Origin of the sequence: Phenylobacterium sp., assembly GCF_036495085.1 — a bacterium.
Lineage (GTDB): Bacteria > Pseudomonadota > Alphaproteobacteria > Caulobacterales > Caulobacteraceae > Phenylobacterium.
The window spans coordinates 39,854-59,333 of record NZ_DASXNL010000065.1 but is presented as its reverse complement, the minus strand read 5'-3'; the positions used below and the strand labels follow the sequence as shown (position 1 = coordinate 59,333).

The following is a 19,480-nucleotide window of genomic DNA, read 5'->3' as shown; positions in this document are numbered from 1 at the left end:
CACAGGCTGTCACCGCAGAGCTTGCGGCTTCGCCGACCGGGTCAAGGTCGCCAGGCCCCTGGCGCGGGAGACGGGCGCCGTCGTCGGGGCCTCGCGCCGGCCTGGCGGCCAACCGCCGCCGGGCGCGGGTGATCCTGGATGGCGGCTTCCGCGAGTTCCGCCGCCGGCTCGATTACAAGGCGCGGCGGTCCGGCGCGGCCGTCGTGGTCGCCAACCGATGGTTTCCCTCGAGCAAGACCTGTGCCTGCTGCGGCTCGGTCAAGGCCGGGGTGGCGCTGTCACAGCGGATCTTCACATGCGACACCTGCGGCTATGCGGCCGATCGCGACCTCAACGCCGCGCGAAATCTCGAACGACCGGCGGCAAGCTCTGCGGTGACAGCCTATGGAGAGGAACGCTCCGGCGCGGGACGAAAGCCTCGCGTGAAACGGATCTCGGCGAAGCAGGCGCCGGACAGCAGGGCCGCGGCGTAGCTTCAGCTACGAGCGGACTTGCGTAGGGAGCGGAACGTCCCACAAAATAACAAGAGCGCCGGTTCGAGATAAGTCGAGCTTCCTGGATATTATGTTAAATCAATGCACTATTCGGATTCCCGAAGCGCGCCTTCTAACGCGTAGGCGCTGCAACCTCTGCTGTGATGACTGAGCGTTCGGATCCGCTCCGTCCCGCGCCTTATCTGACGTCCTGAAGCGACCCGTGTAGTCTCTCTTCGGACTACGGTCTCGGCGAGCCTTTACTTGGGGATTTAACCTAGTGTGATAGCCGATGGATGGGATGACAACCCAAGCTCCTTAACGACAGGAGTTGGGTAATGACCTGGCTGAAGAATCGTAAAGCAAACGTCTGGCTCGCCTCGGCCCTTCTCCTGGGTGGATTGAGCCTCAGTGGGTGCGCCACAGAGCAGTATGTGGACGAGCACATCGCCACCGTGAACAGCCGAGTTGATGCTGTGGATGCGAAGGCGACGGACGCGGGTCACCGCGCCGACGCCGCCGCCAGCGCCGCGCAAGCCGCCGGAAGCGCCGCCCAAGCCGCCGCGGCCGACGCGCGAACTGCGAACCAGCGACTCGATCAGTTGACGCCCAGGGTGGACGGCCTTGAGCAGCAAATGGCCACCGCGAAGAAGCCGCGGGGCTGAGCGTCGGGAATGCGCGCGGCCCGGCGGAACCTTGCCGGCCCGCGTCCGCTAACTGTGCAGATGGAGCCGTAGGTTGGCCTGCGACACGCGGAGCGGGCTATGCGTCGACTTGTGAAGACGCCGCTCGTCGCCGGGGCATTGTGCTTCGGCCTGCTGGTGGTCCATGTGTCGACTGCAGGCGCTCAAACGCAGGGCCCGAATGACCGCGCCGCTGAGCCGGCGTCCGACGCCGTCGCGCCAGCTTCGGAGCCCGTGCCGTCGGCGCCGGAGGCCGTTGCTCCGGCATCGGAGCCCGGAGCGCCGGCTGAGACCGTGAATCCAGCCTCGGTGGCCGTGCCGTCAGCGTCGGAGTCCGTGACTCCGGCTTCGGAGCCTTCAGAGCCGGCGTCGCAGTCCGCCACTCCAGCTTCGGAGGCCACAACGGCGGAGCCGGAGCCCGTGACGCCAGCTTCGGAGACTGTGCCGTCGGCGCGGGAGGCCGTTGCTCCGGCCTCGGAGCCCTTAGCGCCGGCCGAGACCGTGACTCCAGCTTCGGAGGCAGTGCCGTCAGCGTCGGAGTCCGTGACTCAGGCTTCGGAGCCTTCAGAGCCGGCGTCGCAGTCCGCCACTCCAGCTTCGGAAGCCGCGCCGCCGGCGCCAGACCCCGCGACTCCAGCTTCAGAGCCGGTCCCGGCGTCGGAGACTGAGCCGGCTACGGAGTCCGCGGCGCCGGCTTCGCAGACCGTGGTGGATTTCGAGGGGTGGGTGGTCGCGTCCGGCGACAATCAGGGGCTGCCGTTCGCGATCATCGATAAGGCTCAGGCTGAAGTGTTCGTCTTCAACCCCGATGGCCGGATGCGAGGGGCCGCGCCCGCCCTTTTGGGTCTAGCGCGTGGCGATGACTCCGTACCCGGCATCGGCGAGCGAAAGCTTTCGGCGATCCGCCCGGAGGAGCGCACGACGCCTGCTGGCCGTTTTATCGCCGGCTTCGGGCGCGTCCCCGGGGAGGAAGGCATCCTGTGGATTGACTATGAGGATGCGATTTCGATCCATCCGGTGATCACTTCCAATCGCAAGGAACACCGCCTGCAGCGCCTGAATTCACCGACCCCGGACGACAATCGGATCACCTTCGGCTGCGTCAATGTCCCGGCCAGCTTCTATGAGGACGTGGTGCGCCGAGCCTTCACCGGCACAAAGGGTGTGTTCTATGTCCTTCCGGAGATGAAGTCCGTGGAGGAGGTCTTTCCGGCCTACCGTCCGAAGGAACGGGCCGAACTCCCCTCCTCCGAAACGCCGGCGACAGTCGGCGGCGAGAGTTCGACGCAAGCCGGCCCCGGCGGTCCCAATCGTTTCTAGCCTGCTCGAGGCGCCATCACAGCCCGTGAGAGCCCGAGGACGGTCAGCCCTTGACTGCAGACGCCACCATCGCGTCGCGCCAAACCAGTTCCAGGGACGCTGTAGATCCGAAAGGAGCGGTGAGAAGAACACTCTCGTCCATTGACCCGCAAGCCGGCTGGGCGGACGGTTTCGAGCGGGCGGCCTTAGGAAGGCGGCCGCGCCAACGAGGGATGGAGCACATGCCGCCACTGGATCCGCGCAAGGTTCCACGCCAGCGACGCTCAAAGGCGACCGTAGAGGCTATGCTGGACGCCTGCGCCGAGGAGGTTGGCCGTCTCGGCTACCATGGGCTGACCACCCATAAGATCGCCGCGCGAGCGGGCGTGAGCGTCGGCACTCTGTATCAGTACTTTCCCAACCGCGACGCCGTGGCCGGCGCGCTGACGATTCGGGCTCTGGAGCGGCTATTGGAGGCCATGCGCAGAGCGCTGGCCGAGTGCATTGCCCGTAACCTCTCCAGCCTCGAGGCGACGGAGCACCTGCTGCTCAGCGGACTTGAGGTTCTGGTCGAAGAGCGACCGGTCTTCGCTCGGCTGGCGCCGGAGGCGCCGCACCTGTTTCGCCTGCCCGCGGCGACGCAACTTCAAGGCCAGCTGATCGAGCTGTCGCAGGAGATCCGCCTTTCCGGCGGCGACCGCCTGGACCTCCCCATGCCGGAGGCTGACGCGTGGATAATCGGCCATATGGTGTCGGCCAGCATGCTGCAGGTGAGCCTGCTCGAGGCGCCGAACCAGGAGCGCCGCCGGCTCACGCGCGAGATTGCGCGACTGACCTGCCGCATGGCGCTCGACAGGAGCCATGAGCGGCGCACGGCCTCCTCGTCCGCTGCGGCGTAGACGCGACTCTTCCGATAGGGAAGACGCCTCGTCCAGCTCGCTGGGAAATCCAAAATATCCAAAGACTTCCGTGACATAGCCGTCCCTACTCTGTGGACTCCGGGATGCGAATATCCTCGCGCCCGAAGGCGCGCCACACTGTCCATGCCCGGCGACGCGCCGCGCGCAGCAGGGAACGCGTCTCGCATGTCCGACCAGGCCGCCACCCCGCTGTCGCGCCAACGTCGCTTCGTCACCCCCGTCGCGGGGGAAACGCTGGAGGGCCTGGCCGCCCGGGCGTTGCCAGACACCGCGCCGGCAGAGGCGGCGGATGGGATTCGAAGCTGGAACCTGCACATCTTCGCCATGCGCCAGCCACGGGGTCTGCTGCTCTGCAGCGACGTGGTGTTTGTGGAGCCGCCCCTCGGCTGAGCCCCATCGTTGAGAGGACTTCCAGAGATGTATGACGTGATCATCCGCAACGGCCTTGTGGTGGACGGCGACGGCGCGGCCGGCTTCCACGCCGACGTCGCGATCCGCGACGGGCGCATCGCCGAAGTGGGCGAAATCTCGAGTGACGCCCGCCAGGTGATCGACGCCACCGGTCGCGTGGTCGCCCCCGGTTTTATTGACCCACATACCCATTTCGACGCGCAGCTGCTGTGGGACGGCCAAGCCCGGCCGGCGCTCGAGCACGGTGTCACATGCGTGATTCCGGGCAACTGCTCGCTGTCGCTGGCCCCGTTGCGCGCGGCCGACCGGCCGGCGGTGGTGGGGATGTTCCAGCAGATCGAGGAGATGCCGGCTGAAGCCTTCACCGAGCGGTTCGCCAAATGGACCTGGGAGGACTTCGGCGGCTACTGCCGCACCATCGGGGAGGGTCTCGGGATCAACGTCGCGCCGCTGGTGGGTCATAGTCTGATCCGCCTCTGGGTGATGGGTGCGGCCTCTCAAGAGCGGCCCGCGACGCCGGACGAGGTCAAGGCGATGCAGGTCTTGCTGCGCCGTTGCCTCGATGAAGGCGCCATCGGGCTTTCCACCAGCTTCGTCGACGTGGACGCGACCGGTCGGCCGGTGCCCAGCCGCTTCGCGGACTGCGCCGAGCTCGACGCGCTCTGCGCCGTCCTCGGTGAGGCCCAGGACGGGCGCATGCTGCAGGTGGTGCCGGAGTTCTACGCGAGCGACCTCACGATCGCGCGTATCGACCAGCTCGCGGAGCTGTCGTTGAAGCACGCCATCCCGACCACCTTCTCGCCGGTGTTCGACAGCAATGTCGCGCCCGAGTCCGCGCCCCGGATTCTCGCCCGCGTCGAGGAGCAGTTCGCCCGCGGGGCGCGGGTCTGGCCGCAGATGCAGACGAGGCCGATCGATATCACATTCTCGCTGCTGAACCCGTCTCTCTACCTGGTGCGGGTCCCGAGCTGGTTCAGCACCCTGCGTCAGCCGCTGGAAAAGCGCCTGGCCGCCCTGGCGGACCCCGAGATCGTGCGGCGCCTGATCGCCGACGCCGGCTCCGATGGCGGGGACGCGATTTTCGGCGGCCTGGTGATCCGAGGCGGTGATCGCGCTCCTGCGGACTATGTCGGTCGCACGCTGCGTGACGTGGCGGGCGAGCGGGGAGAGGGCGTGGCGCAGGCCCTGTTCAGCATCTCGATGGCGAATGGTCTGGACGTCGCCTTCCTCGCTGCGAACGGCGGGCATGACGACACTTCGCGCATCGGGCCGATGCTGGCCCATCCCCTCGTGCACGTCGGCGCCAGCGACGGCGGCGCACACCTGGCCTCCTTCGCCACCTACGGCGACACGGGCTACCTGTTCAGCGAGTTCGTCCGGGCCTCCGGCCACTTCACGCTGGAAGAAGCGGTCAAGAAAATCACCGCTGACACCGCCGACATCTGGGGCATCAAGGACCGCGGCCGGCTGAAGCCTGGCCTTGCGGCCGATGTGGTCGTGTTCGACCCCAAGAGAATCGCGCGGGATGCGGAGAAGCCGGCGCATGACGTTCCTGGCGGCGGCCTGCGTTATGTCCGCGCCTCGATCGGCATCGAGGCGGTGCTTGTGAATGGCGCCGTGGCCTACGCCGACGGCGCGTACACCGAAGCGCGAACCGGCGAAATCTGCGGCTCGTCGATGGCCAGGGTCGCCTGATGACCGAGACGGTTGTCGTGGTGGGGGCAGGCATAGCAGGCCTGTGCAGCGCCCTGGCCCTGGGCCGGTCCGACCGGCAGGTCGTCATTGTCGAGCGCGACGGACCGCCACCGGCCGGGGGGGCGGACGAGGCCTTCCACGACTGGAAGCGCACCGGTGTCGGTCACTTGCGCCAGAGCCACGCCTTCCTGGCCCGCCTGCGCAACATCATCCGCCAGGACCATCCGCAGCTGCTCGATGACCTCGCTGCAGCCGGCGTGCGCGACCTGACCTTCCAGGACATGCTCACCGACCAGCAGCGCGAGTCCTACGAACCCAAGCCGCAGGACGCCGAACTCACCATCATCACCAGCCGGCGGACCACATTGGAGCTGGTGTTGCGACGCTATGTCGAGGCGCTGCCAAACGTGACCCTGAGGCCCGGCATCTTCGTGCGCCGACTGCAGATCAGTCGCCGCCCCGACGGCCTGCTGCAGGCGACCGGAGTCCGCGCCGACGAAAACGGCCGCGAAGTGGAGATCCAGGCCGACGTGGTGGTGGACGCCGGCGGCAAGGGCGCAGACCTGATCGACCAGCTGCGCGAGGCCGGCGCCCAGATCCCGGAATTCACCGAGTCCGCGGGCATTCTCTATTTCACCCGCCACTATCGCCTGAGGCCAGGTCGCAGCGAACCGCCACGTACCGGCGCACCGCCGGCCAGCGGCGACCTGGGTTTCCTGAAATTCGGCGTCTTCCCCGCCGACAACGGCTGCTTCTCGATCACTGTCTGCGCGCCCGAGATCGAGTACGAAATGCGCAAAGCCATCATGAAGCCCGAGGTGTTCCAGGAAATCACCATGCTGCTGCCTGGGCTGCGGCGGTGGACAAATCCCGATCAGGCGGAGCCGACAAGCAAGGTTTTCGGGATGGGAGATCTCCTGTGCCGCTGGCGCGACTTGGTGGTCGACGGCGCACCGGCGGCGCTGGGCTATTTCGCGATCGGCGACAATCTGGCGCGCACCAACCCGCTTTATGGCCGCGGCTGCTCGTTTGCGGCCGTCGCGGCCTCGCGACTACGGGAAGCACTGGACGGTTCGCAGGACCCTGCGACCCGGGCGCGGGCCTACCATGACGCTGTCCGGGAGGATCTGCGCCCGTTCTTCGACCTGATGCTGAAGCAGGACCGTGACGCCATAAAGCGCGCACACGCGGCGCTGACGCCGGGGCACCGCCCTTCCTTCAGAGCCCGGCTGGCCAAGAGCTTCGCCGAGGACGGCATCGCCGTGGCCGTGCGCCAGGATGTAGAGCTGCTGCGCCAGGCCATGCGCGGCTTCCATATGCTCGAGCACCCGGAGGCGTGGCTGAAACGGCCCGGCAACCTGGCGCGCGTGCTCAGGTCTTGGGCCCGCGGCAAGGCGCGCAATGCGGCGGCCTATCCGCCAAAGGCCGGTCCCGGACGCGAAGAGATGATGCGCGCTCTTGGCCTCGACCATGAGGCAGACGTTCGCCTGGCCGCCCAGGCCCAGATCGCCGCCTGACACCCGAACAAGAAGGACAGCCCTTGCCCGAATTCCGGACTATAGACACCGGCCGCGCTCGTATCCGCGCCGTGGTGCAAGGAGAGGGCCCCCTCGTTCTCATGGTCCATGGCTTCCCGGAGAGCTGGTATTCCTGGCGCCACCAGATCGGCCCGATTGCTCAGGCCGGCTTCACCGCCTGCGCCATCGATGTGCGCGGCTACGGCGGCTCACAGCGCTTCGACCGCGTTGAAGATTACGCAATGGAGCAGATGATCGCCGACATCCTGGGCGTCGGCCACGCGCTCTCACCGAACCGAAGGTTCGTCCTCCTCGGCCATGACTGGGGCGCTCCGATGGTCTGGCAAACAAGCCTGATCCATGCCGACCGGGTCGCTGCGGTGGCGGCGCTTTCAGTTATCCACTCCGGCGTTCCGGAACAGTCGTTCGACGACACGATCAAGGCGATCTTCGACGACCGAAACAAGTTTTTCTACCAGAGCTATTTCCGTCCCGTCGGTCTGGCGGAGGGCGTGTTCGATGCAAACCCGCGCGATTTCCTGCGGCGCTTCTACTACCTCGGTTCCGGGGAGTTCGACCTCAGCACGTACCCGGCCGATAAGACCTCTTCCGACGCGCTTCTCGATGGGCTGCCCGACCCGGACCCCTTTCCCGGCTGGCTCACTGAAGCGGACCTCGACTATTACGTCGCCGAGTTCGAGGGCTCGGGCTTCTTCGGCCCTCTGAGCCGGTATCGCAACCACACCCAGGACTGGGCTTTCCTGCTTCCCTACAAGGATCGAAAGGTCCAGCAGCCGGCCCTTTTCATCGCGGGCGACCGAGATGGCGCCTACACGGCCTTCGGCATGGCTGGCGACCCGCTCGCCACCCTGCGCGCCAACGTGCCGAACCTGCAGGGGGCTCACATCCTGCCCGGCTGCGGCCACTGGACCCAACAGGAGCGCCCTGCGGAGGTAAACGCCGCACTCATACCCTGGCTCAAATCGCTCAAGGACCGCCTGGACTGACGAGCTGGGGGGCTGTCAGAATTGCACACGAACCGCTGAGGCGAATGATGTCGCGCGAGAGCCCCGAGGCCGTGATTGTGAGGGCCGAGATCGTCGCCGGCCACGACGGCACGGCCGAACTCCTCGTCACACTGGCCTACTCCAACGGAGCGACCGGCGCCATTTCCCTCGACCAGCAGACGGGCCTTGACCTGCTCGCCGCGTGCGGCGCCTCGGGCATGAACGAACTGATCGGGCAGCCCTGGCGGCGGATCGTCGAGGGCGCCGGGCGGTAGATCCGTACGAGGGCCGCGGGCGAAGGCCCCGTTCACCAGGTCATCCGTACCGGCCGATAACGGCAATGTCGGGCCTGAGAGGCCCACCCTTCGTCCTGATGCGACTATTGAGGAGTGGGCGCCACCTCGGCCCGGACGCGGCATTCGCCGCGTTCTGGAACGATCTTCGGTGCAAGCGGGTTGGCTACGCCCGCGCCTCCTGCAGCGTGACAGTATTAATAGAGCTCTAAGCTGACTCCTACCGCCGTCATCGGCCACGCTTGAAGACGTTCAACGTAACTCTACGTAACGCGAGCTCGATAATTAAATACATCAGGATCGATCACGATTGGAACGCTTGGTGGCGCCCGAATGTTGCTTGGTCGTGGGAGATCAATCGCATGGAGAAGCCGGATATGGATCGACGCCTGAAGATCAATCAGATCGCTGCTGCCGCCGCCTCGGTCATCGCTCTGGCCACGGCTGCGCCGGCTTCGGCTGCCCTCGTCCTGGGGACCCAACCTGGAGATCCGTACCTTCCCGGTCTGGGGATGGTCCATAACAATGGCACTCAGTCCAGCAACGTCGTCACGGGGACGCTGAATTCAGCGGGTGACGTGACCTATGCAAGCCCGTCCAATCTGAACACGAACGGCAACGGGTTTGCGCAGGTCAACGGTCCGTTCTCCCAAATCCAGGTCCTGCCGACCGCGGCCGCCTTCGCCATCGGGGCGATCAATTGGTCGTTGAATCTCAATCAAGGTCAGGGTGGCACGGCTCTCCCGGCCTTCCTGAACATCTCCGTGTTCCCGACAGTCGGCGCTCCTGAGTTCCTCAACGGGATCGCGCTCTCGACCGGGGAAAACCGGTTCAGCCTGTTCGACAACTCCGGCGCAACATTCAGCAGCGTGCTTTTCAACATCGTGGCGGCCAATCACACGACCCCCGAGGACATCGACAGCCTGCGCCAGGTTGAGATCGGCACAGCAAGTCCCGTCGGCGTCGGAACACGCGGGGGAGGCGTGCCCGAACCCACCAGCTGGACAATGATGATCGTGGGCTTCATGGGCATGGGCGCCGCGTTGCGCGCCCGCCGGCGGCTCACAGTTACAGGATGACAAAAAAAAGGCCCGCTGATCGGCGGGCCTTACTTTTGATCGAGCGCGGCGAAGCCCGAGGCCTGTCCCTAACGCCGCCGCCCTGCTCGCGCCGGGGCGACATGGGAGTGGCTGACGGCTCGTGGCGAGCGGAAGCGCGCGACCGGGTTCGGCTGCCTGATAGGCGCCAAGTCGGCCCCTGCGGCCAAGGGCCCATTTGCTCGGCCGCATTGTTCCATGAAAGCCGTTATCGCTTGAACGACGTCTTCGAGGACGATGCGGCGACGTTTCAAGGTCTCCTCGACGATCTGCTGCTCGCCTTCCGAGAGCCCGCGAATGGTCGTTCGCGCGCTCACCCAGCGCCTCAGGGCCAGTCGCACGGCCAGATCGTGGGGCGCGAGTTCTGGGCCGGCTTCACGGATCGTCGCAAGCGCATCGATCGAAGCTGCGTGGAACTCTATCGCCGCGCGCCGAACGTTGCGGGAGGCCCAGAGGGGTCGCAGCAACCATCGAGCGACAACAGCGGCGCCGATCACCGCCAGCACATACAAAGCGACCAAGGCCAAGCCCCAACGCGACTAAGACCACTGTTGTCGCATTTGGAGGGCGGGGAGTGGCCGTGGTGGAAGGCCGCACCGGCAAGCCACGGCGTGACCAAGCGGGTTCCAGCCTGACCTCATCGATGGAGAGGGCGCGGGCGTCGAGCCGGAACCGACGCCGGCCTTGACTCAGGTCCGGATCGCAGAGGCCGGCGTCATTGGGGACGTGGCCGAACGCTGGACGCTCGGCTTGGCATCGTGGGAAAGGTTGAGCGCGGCGCTGACCAGACCGATGTGGGAAAGCGCCTGGGGAAAGTTACCGGCGAAATGGCCGGTTCGCGGGTCGTATTCCTCAGCCAGCAGCCCGACGTCGTTGCGGAATGTCAGCAGCCGTTCGAACAGCCGTCGCGCGTCGTCCTCGCGCCCCAGCATGGCGTAGGCGTTGACGAGCCAGAAGCTGCAGGTCAGGAACGCCCCCTCGCCCGGCGGCAGACCATCGTCGGCGCGCCGGGTGTCATAGCGCTGGACGAGCCCGTCGGCGGTGATCAGCTCGCGCTCGACGGCCGCCACCGTGGCCGCAAAACGTGGATCGTCGGCCGCCACGAAGCCGAGCTCGGCGATGAGCAGCAGGCTGGCGTCGGCGCTGGGGTCGTCATAAGCACGCTGGAAGCCGCCGGTCTCGGGGTTCAGAGCCTTGACGCCGACCTCCGCCTGGATCGTCTGACGAAGCGCCCGCCACTCCTCGATCGGCCCCTCCAGCCCGAACTGTTCGGCGTCACGAATAGCGCGATCGACCGCCACCCAGGCCATGATCTTGGAGAAGGTGAAGTCCTGCGGCCCGCTGCGCACCTCCCAGATGCCTTCATCCGGCTCGTTCCAGACCTTCACGACATGCTCCATGATCGCCAGCTGCAGGCCCCACGTGTCGCCGTCGGTCAGGCCATGCAGCCGCGCCTGATGGGTCGCGTCCATCAGCTCGCCATAGACATCCATCTGGAACTGACTGTGGGCGGCGTTGCCGAGCCTTACGGGACGTGCGCCTTTGTAGCCGTTCAGCCAGCCTGCCTCCCACTCGATGAGCCGCCGCTCGCCGGTGACGCCATACATGATCTGCATGTCGCTGGGCGAACCGGCGACTGCGCGGTGCAGCCAGGACGTCCAGGCGCGGGCTTCCTCGAAGTGCCCGGCGCTCATCAACGCAAGCAGCAGGAAGGTTGCGTCCCGGATCCAGCAATAGCGGTAGTCCCAGTTGCGTTCACCACCGGCCGCTTCCGGCAGCGAAGTCGTGGGCGCCGCGATCACGCCGCCGGTCGGCATATGGGTCAGCGCCTTCAGGGTGACCAGGGACCGGCCGACAGCCTCGGCAAAGGGGCCCTCGACCGTGCATGCGGCGCGCCACTCCGACCAATACGACTGGGTCTGCGCCAGCGCCTCGGCAGGATTGCGCGGTGCGGGCGGCGGCAGGTGCGAGGGCCCGTAGCTGAGTACGAAGGGGACGGTCTCGCCCTGCGCCACCTCGAAAGCCGCAACGGTGGTCAGGCCTCGCCCCTGCAAAAGGACCGGCGCGCGCAGCACCGTAAGGTCTGGTCCCGCCACCGCGCGCAGCGCCCCATCTTCGCCACGGCTCACCCAAGGCACGACGGCTCCATAGTCGAAGCGCAGGACCAGCTCCATGGCCATCGCCACCCGCCCGGCGCGCCCCTGAACCAGCCGGATCACGTGCGAGGAGTCGCCCCGCAGCGGCATGAAGTCGATCAGGACGACGACACCATCCTCGGTCTCGAACTCGGTCTCCAGAATAAGCGTGTCGGGCCGATAGCTCCGCCTCACGCCAAGCACCGGACTATGGGGCGCGATCCGCCAGCGGCCGTTGTCCTCATCGCCCAGCAGAGCCGCGAAACAGGCCGGACTGTCGAAGCGCGGCCAGCATAGCCAATCAATCGACCCGTTGCGCGCCACGAGGGCTGCGGTCTCGCAATCGCCGATGAGGGCGTAGTCTTCGATCGGCGAGGGCATCGACTTTCCGGCTTGCGCCCCCCTGGGCGTGACATTCGCCTTAAGCAGCGCTTGTGCGGCCGGCCGGTTCCACGCCGAGCGGTCACTGTGACGTGGGAACCGCCGGGGCGGCGCAACCGTTGCCTGAAGTGCTCCCGACCGACGACGTGGCCGCACGACGCGGTCGCGCGCCCGGTGGGCCAGCCGAATGAGCCCCGAGCATGGATTTGCAGCGTACGGAGCCGGGAAAGGCCTTCGATTCCAGCGACCCGATCGACCGGCTGGCGATCGACACCATCCGCACCCTGGCGATCGACGCGGTGGAAAAGGCCCAATCGGGCCACGCCGGCGCGCCGATGGGCTTCGCCCCCGTCGCCTACGAGCTATGGACCCGGGTCCTGCGCTATGACCCCAAATCGCCGGACTGGCCAGACCGCGACCGGTTCGTGCTCTCCAACGGCCACGCTTCGATGTTGCTCTACGCGCTGCTGCATCTTGCGGGCGTCGAAGCAAAAGGCCGACCTGCCGTCAGCCTGGACGACATAAAGGCGTTTCGCCAACTCGGCAGCGTCTGCCCCGGCCATCCGGAGCGAGGCCACACCGTTGGCGTGGAGACCACCACCGGCCCGCTCGGCCAGGGCGTTGGCAACAGCGTCGGCATGGCCATGGCAGGCCTTTGGCTGGCCGCGCGGTTCAACCGCCCAGGCCATAAGCTGTTCGACCACCGGGTCTATGCGATCTGCAGCGATGGCGACCTGATGGAGGGAGTTTCCGGCGAGGCCGCCTCGCTGGCGGGTCACCTGAAACTCTCCAACCTCTGCTGGATCTATGACGACAACCACGTCAGCATCGAGGGCGGCACGGACCTGACGTTCAGCGAAGATGTCGCCCGGCGGTTCGACGGCTATGGCTGGGCGAGCGCCCGCGTCGCCGACGCCAACGATACGGCCGCCCTTGGCCGCGCCATCGCAGCCAGCCAAGCGTCCAAGGACCGCCCCACCCTGATACTTGTGCGCAGCGTCATCGGCTATGGCGCTCCCCACAAGGCCGGCACCGCCAAGGCCCACAGCGACCCGCTCGGCCCCGACGAAGTCAAGGCCGCCAAGCGGGCCTACGGCTGGCCCGAAGACGCCAGGTTCCTGGTTCCTGAAGGTGTGCGCGAGCGCTTCGACGAAACCGTGGGCTCGCGGGGCGCAAAGCTCAGCGCTGACTGGGCGCAGGCGCGCGCCCGCCACCGCAAGGCTTACCCGGCTCTGGCCGCCGAACTCGACGCTTTGCTGGCCGGCGAGCCGCCCAAGGGCTGGGACGAGGACCTGCCGGTCTTCCCGCCCGACGCCAAGGGGATCGCTACACGCGAGGCCTCGGGCAAGGCGCTGAATGGGCTCGCGCCTCGCTTTCCGTGGCTGATCGGCGGATCAGCGGACCTGGCGCCCTCCACGAAGACCCACCTCGATTTTGACGGGGCGGGAACATTCTCCGCTGAGGATCACGCCGGCCGCAACCTGCACTTTGGCGTGCGAGAGCACGCGATGGGCGCCGTCGCCAACGGTATGGCGCTCGGCGGACTGCGGCCCTACACCGGCACCTTCCTGATCTTCAGCGACTACATGCGCCCGCCGACCCGGCTCGCCGCGCTGATGAGGGCGCCGTCGATCTTCGTATTCAGTCACGATTCCATCGCCCTCGGCCAGGACGGCCCCACCCATCAGCCGATCGAACAGCTCGCCGCGCTCAGGGCCATTCCCGGCTTGATCACCCTTCGTCCCGGCGACGCCAACGAAACAGCCGAGGCCTGGCGCGCCATCCTCGGCCAGACAGGCCGGCCGGCCTGCCTGGTGCTTTCGCGACAGGCGACGCCGACGCTGGACCGCACGGTCTATGCCTCCGCCAGGGGGGTGGCGAAGGGCGCCTATGTGCTGGCCGACAGCGACGGCGGCGAACCGCAGGTGATCCTGATGGCGTCGGGCGCCGAGGTCGGTCTCTGCGTCGCCGCGGCCAAGACTCTGGAAGCGGACGGCGTGCGGGTGCGGCTGGTCTCCATGCCGAGCTGGGATCTCTTCGAAGCGCAGCCGCCGGCCTATCGCCGCGAGATCCTGCCGCCCGCGATTACCGCCCGCGTGGCTGTTGAGGCCGCCTCGCCTCTCGGCTGGGACCGCTACGTCGGTGCGACCGGCGAGGTGCTGGCGATGCATGGTTTCGGGGCCTCGGGGTCCGGCGGCGATGTGATGACGCACTTCGGCTTCACTGCGGAACGGATCGTGGCCGCAGCCCGCCGCCAACTCGCCCCCGATACCTCAAGATGAGGAGGCTTTCGCCATGTCCGACAATCCCCTGAAGGCCCTGACCGAAGCCGGCCAGGCCATCTGGCTCGACTACCTGCACCAGGACATCCTCGAGAGCGGCGATCTGAAGCGCCTGATCGCCCACGACGGCCTGACCGGCCTCACCTCGAACCCCTCGATCTTCGAGAAAGCGATCGCCGGCGGCGACAGCTATGACGCGCGAATCGCACGTTTCGTCGCCGATGGTAAGACCGACGCCAACGCCCTTTATGAAGCCATAGCGCTTGGCGACATCCGGCAGGCCTGCGACCAGTTCCGCCCGACCTGGGACCGGCTTGGCGGGCGCGACGGCTACGCCAGCCTGGAGGTCTCGCCCCGGCTCGCTAACGACGCAGACGGCACTATCGCCGAGGCCAAGCGCCTCTGGACGGCGGTCGGGCGGCCCAACGTGATGATCAAGGTTCCGGGGACCCGCGCAGGCGTCCCGGCGATCCGCCGCCTGATCGGCGAGGGAATCAACGTGAACGTCACCTTGCTCTTCGGCCTGCAGGCCTATCTGGACGTCGCCGAAGCACACATCGCCGGGTTGGAGGACTTCAGGGCCGCAGGCGGGGATGTCGCCAAGGTCCACGGCGTCGCCAGCTTCTTCGTCAGCCGTATCGATACCGCCATCGACAAGCAGATCGACGAGAGGCTGAACACCGCCGATGCGGCAATCCGTGAGCGCCTGAAAGCGGTGCGCGGCCGGGTCGCGATAGCCAACGCCAAGGTCGCCTATCAGCGCTACCTCGGCCTGGTCGCCGGGCCGCGATGGAAAGCCCTGGAGGCGGCTGGAGCGGCGCCTCAACGGGTGCTGTGGGCCTCAACCGGAACCAAGGATCCCAGCTACTCAGACGTGCTCTACGTCGAGGCCCTGATCGGCCCCGACACGATCAACACCATGCCGCCCAAGACACTCGACGCCTTCCGCGATCATGGGCGTGTAGCGCCGACGTTGAGCGAGGACCCGGCGACGTCGGAGGCCACCCTGCGCGAAGTCCAGGCTCTGGGGCTCGACCTCGCGGGCGTCACCGACGCCCTCGTCGAGGATGGCGTGCGCCAGTTCGCCAAGGCGTTCGACGCCCTGCTGGCGGCTGTCGACGACAAACGCAAACGCCTCGGCGACCAGAGTTCGGCGAGGACGCTGCACGCCTGAAGCCGTCCAGCGACAAACCCGCAGCAACAAGGAGATCGCCATGCAGATTGGCGTCGTGGGCCTCGGCCGGATGGGCGGGGCCATCGCCCGGCGGTTGATGGATGGCGGACACGCCTGCGTCGTCTACGACCGCGACGCCAAGGCGGTCCAGGTTGCAACCGAGGCCGGCGCGCAGGCGGTACGTGACCTCAAGGATCTGGCCCACGCGCTGAGCGTCCCGCGGACGGTCTGGGTCATGCTGCCGGCCGGCGCGCCAACCGAGGAGACCATCAGCGACCTCGGCGATATCCTTGAGCCAGGCGACGCCATCATCGATGGCGGCAACACCTTCTATCGCGACGACATCCGCCGCGCCAAAGCGCTCAAGGCCAAAGGAGTCGCCTATGTCGACGCCGGCACCTCCGGCGGCGTTTGGGGCATCACGCGGGGTTATTGTCTGATGGTGGGCGGCGAGGCGGCCGTGGTCGAACGCCTCGATCCCGTTCTGAAGACCCTGGCGCCCGGCGCGGGCGACATCGCGCGCATTAAGCGCCCCGAGACGTCTGACCCGCGCCCGGTGGAGGGCTATATTCACGCTGGGCCGGTGGGCGCCGGCCACTTCGTCAAGATGATCCACAACGGCATCGAGTACGGCCTGATGCAGGCCTATGCCGAGGGTTTCGACATCCTCCGCAACAGGAATTCCGAGGCCCTGCCGCAGGAGGAACGCTACGACCTCAACCTGCCAGACATCGCCGAGGTCTGGCGGCGCGGCAGCGTCATCTCGTCGTGGCTGCTGGACCTCACCGCCCAGGCGCTCGCCGGCGATCCGGGGCTGGAGACGTTCACCGGCGCCGTGGCTGACAGCGGCGAGGGTCGCTGGACGGTGCAGGCGGCGGTGGAGGAGGCGGTGCCGGCGGACGTCCTTGCGGCCGCGTTGTTCGCCCGCTTTCGGTCGCGAGAGGAGCACACGTTCGGAGAGAAGCTACTGTCAGCGATGCGTTTCGGGTTCGGGGGACACGTCGAGACCTCTGGTAAGGGCTAGGGGTTGGCCGCAACGCGAACCAAGGGCGCAGGCCCGGACGCGGCGCCGGCGTGCACGCTGGTGGTGTTCGGGGCCTATGGGGACCTCACCCGTCGGCTGCTCGTTCCAGCGCTCTACAACCTCTTCCGCCAGGGATCGCTGGGCGAGGGTTTCCGCATCCTTGGCGTCGACCACCACTCCGGCGGCGCTACGGGCCTGCGTCGACACCTGAATGCGTTCCTGCGGACCCTGATTGGCGCTGGTGGTTCGGAGGGAGCCACCTTCGACCCGACGCGCTGGGAAGAGCTGGCGCGCCGCATCGACTACCTGAGCGGCGACTTCGAGGACCCTGGCGCATACGAGGCGCTGGGCAGGGTGCTGACGGGGCCAGCGGTGTTCTATCTAGCCACCCCTCCGCAGTTCTTCGGAGAGATCGTCGAGCGGCTGGGGCGCGCGGGCCTGCTGCGTGCCGACGCCGGCGGCTTCCGGCGCGTCGCGATCGAGAAGCCGTTCGGCCATGACCTGGGCTCGGCGCGGACGCTGAACCGGCGGATCCTCAAATGGGTGGACGAGGGCCAAGTTTATCGGATCGACCACTTCATGGGAAAGGAGACCGTTCGCAACATTCTGGCCCTGCGCTTTTCCAACGCCGTGTTCGAACCACTCTGGAACCGTCAAGCCATCGACCATATCCAGATCACCGCCGCCGAGACCGTCGGCGTCGAGGGCCGCGGCGCCTACTACGACCGGGTCGGCGCCTTGCGCGACATGGTTCCCAGCCACCTCTTCGAGCTCCTCGCCATGGTGGCCATGGAGCCCCCCAATAGCCTTGATGCCGAAGCGCTTCGCGCCGAAAGGGCGCGGGTGATCGCCGCGGTCGAGATCCAGTCAGCCGCCGAGGCTCTGCTCAACTCGGCGCGCGGCCAGTATCACGCCGGCTCGATCGAAGGTTCGCCCGTCGCGGCCTATCGCCGGGCCGCCCAGGTGGCGGTGAGAAGCCGCACCGAAACCTATGTCGCCCTGAAGCTTTCAATCGACACCTGGCGCTGGGCGGGAGTGCCCTTCTACCTGCGCACAGGCAAGGCGCTGGCCGCGCGCGACACGGAGATCGTCATCCAGTTCAAGGCCGCGCCCGGCAGCCTGTTCCGCGACACCGCCGCGCCCAGGTCGCCCAACCGGCTGGTTCTGCAGCTCCAGCCGCAGGAAGGGATGGAGCTTTCCGTCGACATCAAGCAGCCGGGAGCTGAGGATTCGGTGACGCCCGTGAAGCTGGCGTTCCGCTACGCCGACGCTTTCGCCCTGCCCGCCGCCACCGGCTATGAGCCGCTGCTCTACGACGTCATGACCGGCGACCGGACGCTGATCAGATCTGCCGCGGAGATCGAGGCAAGCTGGCGGGCGGTCGAGCCGTTTCTCAAGGCTTGGGCGAAAGACGGCCGTGTCCATGGCTACGCCGCCGGCTCGGCCGGCCCGCGCGCGGCGGACTCACTGCTCGCTCGCGACGGGCGCGCCTGGCACCAACTCGGCAAATGAGCGCCGGCTGGACGCGTCCGGCCCCCCTCGAAGCCCGCGTGGCGGGTCGCGCCTGGGTAATCTTGCGGGAATGAGAGTGAGGCGCTGCTCGCGCGGGCCGACCGGCGGAGCCCTGGAGACGATGACGAGTTTGTCGTCGGTAAGCGGACACCGCGAGTCCGCCACGCCCCCGGGGGCCTGTCCCACTGAGGTTTGCGCCCCTGCCCCTTGCGTGACACTGTTCATCGAACGATCAGACACCAATCACCTTTGCCACTCGCTCGGTGGCCTATAGGGTGCAGCTTCGTCTGGCATTTGGTGTGGGGGCTTGGATGAGGGGCGGTGCCGCTGTTCTGGGTGGTTGCGTTCTCGCCACGGGGGCAGCCACGGCGCAGCCGGCTGCTCGCGAGATCGCCTTCGTCGCCAATTCGGAGGACGGGACGGTCAGTCTCGTCGACCTGGGCGCGCGCAGGGTGGTGGGGCTGCTCGATATCAATCCCGAGCGCGTCCAGGCCGATCACCTCGGAGCGCCCAACTACGCACAGGATGTCGAGCTCTCGCCCGACGCACGCACGCTCTATGTCTCGCGCGGTTATCTGAGCGACGTCGCAGCGTTCGACCTGGCGAGCGGCCGAATGATCTGGAAACGCCCGCTACACACCGGGCGGGCGGACCACATGGCGGTCAGCAAGGACGGCAGCACGATCTTCGTGGCCGCCCTCACGGACAACAGCGTGTACCGGATATCAACAGCCAAGGGCGAGATCACCGGCCACTTCGCCACTGGCCTTTGGCCGCACGACACCAAGTTCTCGCGCGATGGAACCCTGGTCTACAACTCCAGCACGGGCGAACTCCCCTCGCTGGGCATCCGCAATGCGCCGCGACCCAGCGAACAGCCAGGCTATCGTTACCAGCTCACGGTCGCCGACCCCGTCAGTCTGCGGGTGACGGACCGGATCGAGCTGGAGGCGCCGTTCCGCCCATGGGCGTTCGCCCCCGACGGCGAGCACATCTACGCCCAGCTGTCGAACCAACGGGTGGTCGTGACCTATGACCTCGGACAACGGAAGGTGGTGCGCCGACTGGAACTGCCGTTCACTGCGGGACAGCCCATCGCCGACTGGCTGCTCGAGGCGCCCCTACATGGCCTTGCCCTTACGCCTGACGGCCGGACGTTGTGCCTGGCCGGTCGGGAGTCCGACTACGTCGCCCTGGTCCGCGCCCCGGAGCTCTCTCTGATCGCCACCGTGGCGGTGGGAAGGGCGCCGGGCTGGGCGGACATCGCCGGGAGAGGTCGCCTCTGCGTGGTCCCTAACGCTCGCAGCAACGACCTGTCGATCGTCTCCATAGCGACAAAGACGGAACTCGCCCGAGTGCCCGTCGGCAAGGGCCCCAGGCACGTCCGGGTGGCGAACGTTCCAGCCGCGCTGATGGCCGAGATGGAAGCTCGGGCAAGATCCTGAAGGCCCGAGGAAGACTGCGACCCTCACCGTAAAGTCGAGGGCGTGCGCCTCCGACGCCCGCTGAAGTCCGCCGGGATCTGAATTCCGCGAGCGGACCCGAGGATAAGGCTCAGCTTCGCCTTTGGTGGTTAT

Annotated in this window: 17 protein-coding genes; 15 read left to right on the top strand and 2 right to left on the bottom strand. The window is 67.2% G+C overall.

All coding sequences use genetic code 11. The features are described 5' to 3' along the window. From VGI62_RS07960 to VGI62_RS07915, 10 genes are all read left to right on the top strand, one after another. On the top strand, positions 1-473 hold a 473-nt coding region (locus VGI62_RS07960; protein ID WP_331503871.1), incomplete at its 5' end, for a zinc ribbon domain-containing protein. 338 nt (positions 474-811) lie between these two features. Continuing rightward, entirely contained in the window at positions 812-1,138 is a 327-nt protein-coding gene (locus tag VGI62_RS07955) for an Lpp/OprI family alanine-zipper lipoprotein (protein ID WP_331503870.1), read from the top strand. A 726-nt stretch (positions 1,139-1,864) separates the two neighbouring features. Next, on the top strand, positions 1,865-2,476 hold the full coding sequence (locus tag VGI62_RS07950; RefSeq protein WP_331503869.1) for a L,D-transpeptidase: 612 nt from the start codon (positions 1,865-1,867) through the stop codon (positions 2,474-2,476). 221 nt (positions 2,477-2,697) lie between these two features. Beyond that, the gene (locus tag VGI62_RS07945; protein WP_331503868.1) at positions 2,698-3,354 is read left to right on the top strand and encodes a TetR/AcrR family transcriptional regulator; all 657 of its coding nucleotides are present in this window, start codon (positions 2,698-2,700) and stop codon (positions 3,352-3,354) included. Positions 3,355-3,540: 186 nt separating this feature from the next. Continuing rightward, the gene (locus VGI62_RS07940; RefSeq protein ID WP_331503867.1) at positions 3,541-3,765 is read left to right on the top strand and encodes a hypothetical protein; all 225 of its coding nucleotides are present in this window, start codon (positions 3,541-3,543) and stop codon (positions 3,763-3,765) included. 27 nt (positions 3,766-3,792) lie between these two features. Continuing rightward, positions 3,793-5,481 carry an N-acyl-D-amino-acid deacylase family protein gene (locus VGI62_RS07935; protein WP_331503866.1) on the top strand — a complete coding sequence of 563 codons (1,689 nt, stop codon included), beginning with the start codon at positions 3,793-3,795 and terminating at the stop codon, positions 5,479-5,481. Next, a complete protein-coding gene (locus tag VGI62_RS07930) occupies positions 5,481-6,998 on the top strand; it encodes an FAD-dependent oxidoreductase (protein ID WP_331503865.1) in 1,518 nt (505 codons plus the stop codon). Before VGI62_RS07935 ends, VGI62_RS07930 begins: the two co-directional genes overlap by 1 nt. Before the next feature lie 23 nt (positions 6,999-7,021). Next, on the top strand, positions 7,022-8,005 hold the full coding sequence (locus tag VGI62_RS07925) for an alpha/beta hydrolase (RefSeq protein ID WP_331503864.1): 984 nt from the start codon (positions 7,022-7,024) through the stop codon (positions 8,003-8,005). A gap of 47 nt (positions 8,006-8,052) precedes the next feature. Further along, positions 8,053-8,280: a hypothetical protein gene (locus tag VGI62_RS07920; protein ID WP_331503863.1), complete on the top strand. Its 228-nt coding sequence runs from the start codon at positions 8,053-8,055 to the stop codon at positions 8,278-8,280. Positions 8,281-8,660: 380 nt separating this feature from the next. After that, a complete protein-coding gene (locus tag VGI62_RS07915; RefSeq protein ID WP_331503862.1) occupies positions 8,661-9,377 on the top strand; it encodes a PEPxxWA-CTERM sorting domain-containing protein in 717 nt (238 codons plus the stop codon). A 68-nt stretch (positions 9,378-9,445) separates the two neighbouring features. Here VGI62_RS07915 and VGI62_RS07910 read toward each other — a convergent pair whose 3' ends face one another. Both VGI62_RS07910 and VGI62_RS07905 read right to left on the bottom strand, forming a co-directional pair. Continuing rightward, on the bottom strand, positions 9,446-9,916 hold the full coding sequence (locus tag VGI62_RS07910; RefSeq protein WP_331503861.1) for a hypothetical protein: 471 nt from the start codon (positions 9,914-9,916) through the stop codon (positions 9,446-9,448). A 168-nt stretch (positions 9,917-10,084) separates the two neighbouring features. Then, the gene (locus VGI62_RS07905) at positions 10,085-11,911 is read right to left on the bottom strand and encodes a glycoside hydrolase family 15 protein (protein ID WP_331503860.1); all 1,827 of its coding nucleotides are present in this window, start codon (positions 11,909-11,911) and stop codon (positions 10,085-10,087) included. A 200-nt stretch (positions 11,912-12,111) separates the two neighbouring features. On the opposite strand from VGI62_RS07905, the gene tkt reads away from it, so the two are divergent. The 5 genes from tkt (at position 12,112) to VGI62_RS07880 (ending at position 19,348) form a co-directional block, all read left to right on the top strand. Then, a complete protein-coding gene (gene tkt, locus VGI62_RS07900) occupies positions 12,112-14,193 on the top strand; it encodes a transketolase (RefSeq protein WP_331503859.1) in 2,082 nt (693 codons plus the stop codon). A gap of 13 nt (positions 14,194-14,206) precedes the next feature. Continuing rightward, positions 14,207-15,367, top strand: a complete 1,161-nt coding sequence (tal, locus tag VGI62_RS07895) for a transaldolase (RefSeq protein WP_331503858.1) — start codon at positions 14,207-14,209, stop codon at positions 15,365-15,367. After that, the gene (gnd, locus tag VGI62_RS07890) at positions 15,261-16,391 is read left to right on the top strand and encodes a phosphogluconate dehydrogenase (NAD(+)-dependent, decarboxylating) (RefSeq protein ID WP_331503857.1); all 1,131 of its coding nucleotides are present in this window, start codon (positions 15,261-15,263) and stop codon (positions 16,389-16,391) included. Before tal ends, gnd begins: the two co-directional genes overlap by 107 nt. A 3-nt stretch (positions 16,392-16,394) precedes the next feature. Next, positions 16,395-17,903, top strand: a complete 1,509-nt coding sequence (zwf, locus tag VGI62_RS07885) for a glucose-6-phosphate dehydrogenase (RefSeq protein ID WP_331503856.1) — start codon at positions 16,395-16,397, stop codon at positions 17,901-17,903. A 311-nt stretch (positions 17,904-18,214) separates the two neighbouring features. Beyond that, complete coding sequence (locus tag VGI62_RS07880; protein ID WP_331503855.1) at positions 18,215-19,348, top strand: hypothetical protein; 1,134 nt, start codon at positions 18,215-18,217, stop codon at positions 19,346-19,348. Positions 19,349-19,480 lie beyond the last annotated feature (132 nt).

Coding starts and splice junctions, on each gene's coding strand:
- VGI62_RS07945 (WP_331503868.1), top strand. CDS start 2,698: ATGCCGCCACTGGATCCGCGCAAGGTTCCACGCCAGCGACGCTCAAAG.
- VGI62_RS07905 (WP_331503860.1), bottom strand. CDS start 11,911: ATGCCCTCGCCGATCGAAGACTACGCCCTCATCGGCGATTGCGAGACC.
- tkt (WP_331503859.1), top strand. CDS start 12,112: ATGGATTTGCAGCGTACGGAGCCGGGAAAGGCCTTCGATTCCAGCGAC.
- VGI62_RS07955 (WP_331503870.1), top strand. CDS start 812: ATGACCTGGCTGAAGAATCGTAAAGCAAACGTCTGGCTCGCCTCGGCC.
- gnd (WP_331503857.1), top strand. CDS start 15,261: ATGGCGTGCGCCAGTTCGCCAAGGCGTTCGACGCCCTGCTGGCGGCTG.
- tal (WP_331503858.1), top strand. CDS start 14,207: ATGTCCGACAATCCCCTGAAGGCCCTGACCGAAGCCGGCCAGGCCATC.
- VGI62_RS07930 (WP_331503865.1), top strand. CDS start 5,481: ATGACCGAGACGGTTGTCGTGGTGGGGGCAGGCATAGCAGGCCTGTGC.
- VGI62_RS07940 (WP_331503867.1), top strand. CDS start 3,541: ATGTCCGACCAGGCCGCCACCCCGCTGTCGCGCCAACGTCGCTTCGTC.
- VGI62_RS07880 (WP_331503855.1), top strand. CDS start 18,215: ATGAGGGGCGGTGCCGCTGTTCTGGGTGGTTGCGTTCTCGCCACGGGG.
- VGI62_RS07920 (WP_331503863.1), top strand. CDS start 8,053: ATGTCGCGCGAGAGCCCCGAGGCCGTGATTGTGAGGGCCGAGATCGTC.
- VGI62_RS07915 (WP_331503862.1), top strand. CDS start 8,661: ATGGAGAAGCCGGATATGGATCGACGCCTGAAGATCAATCAGATCGCT.
- VGI62_RS07935 (WP_331503866.1), top strand. CDS start 3,793: ATGTATGACGTGATCATCCGCAACGGCCTTGTGGTGGACGGCGACGGC.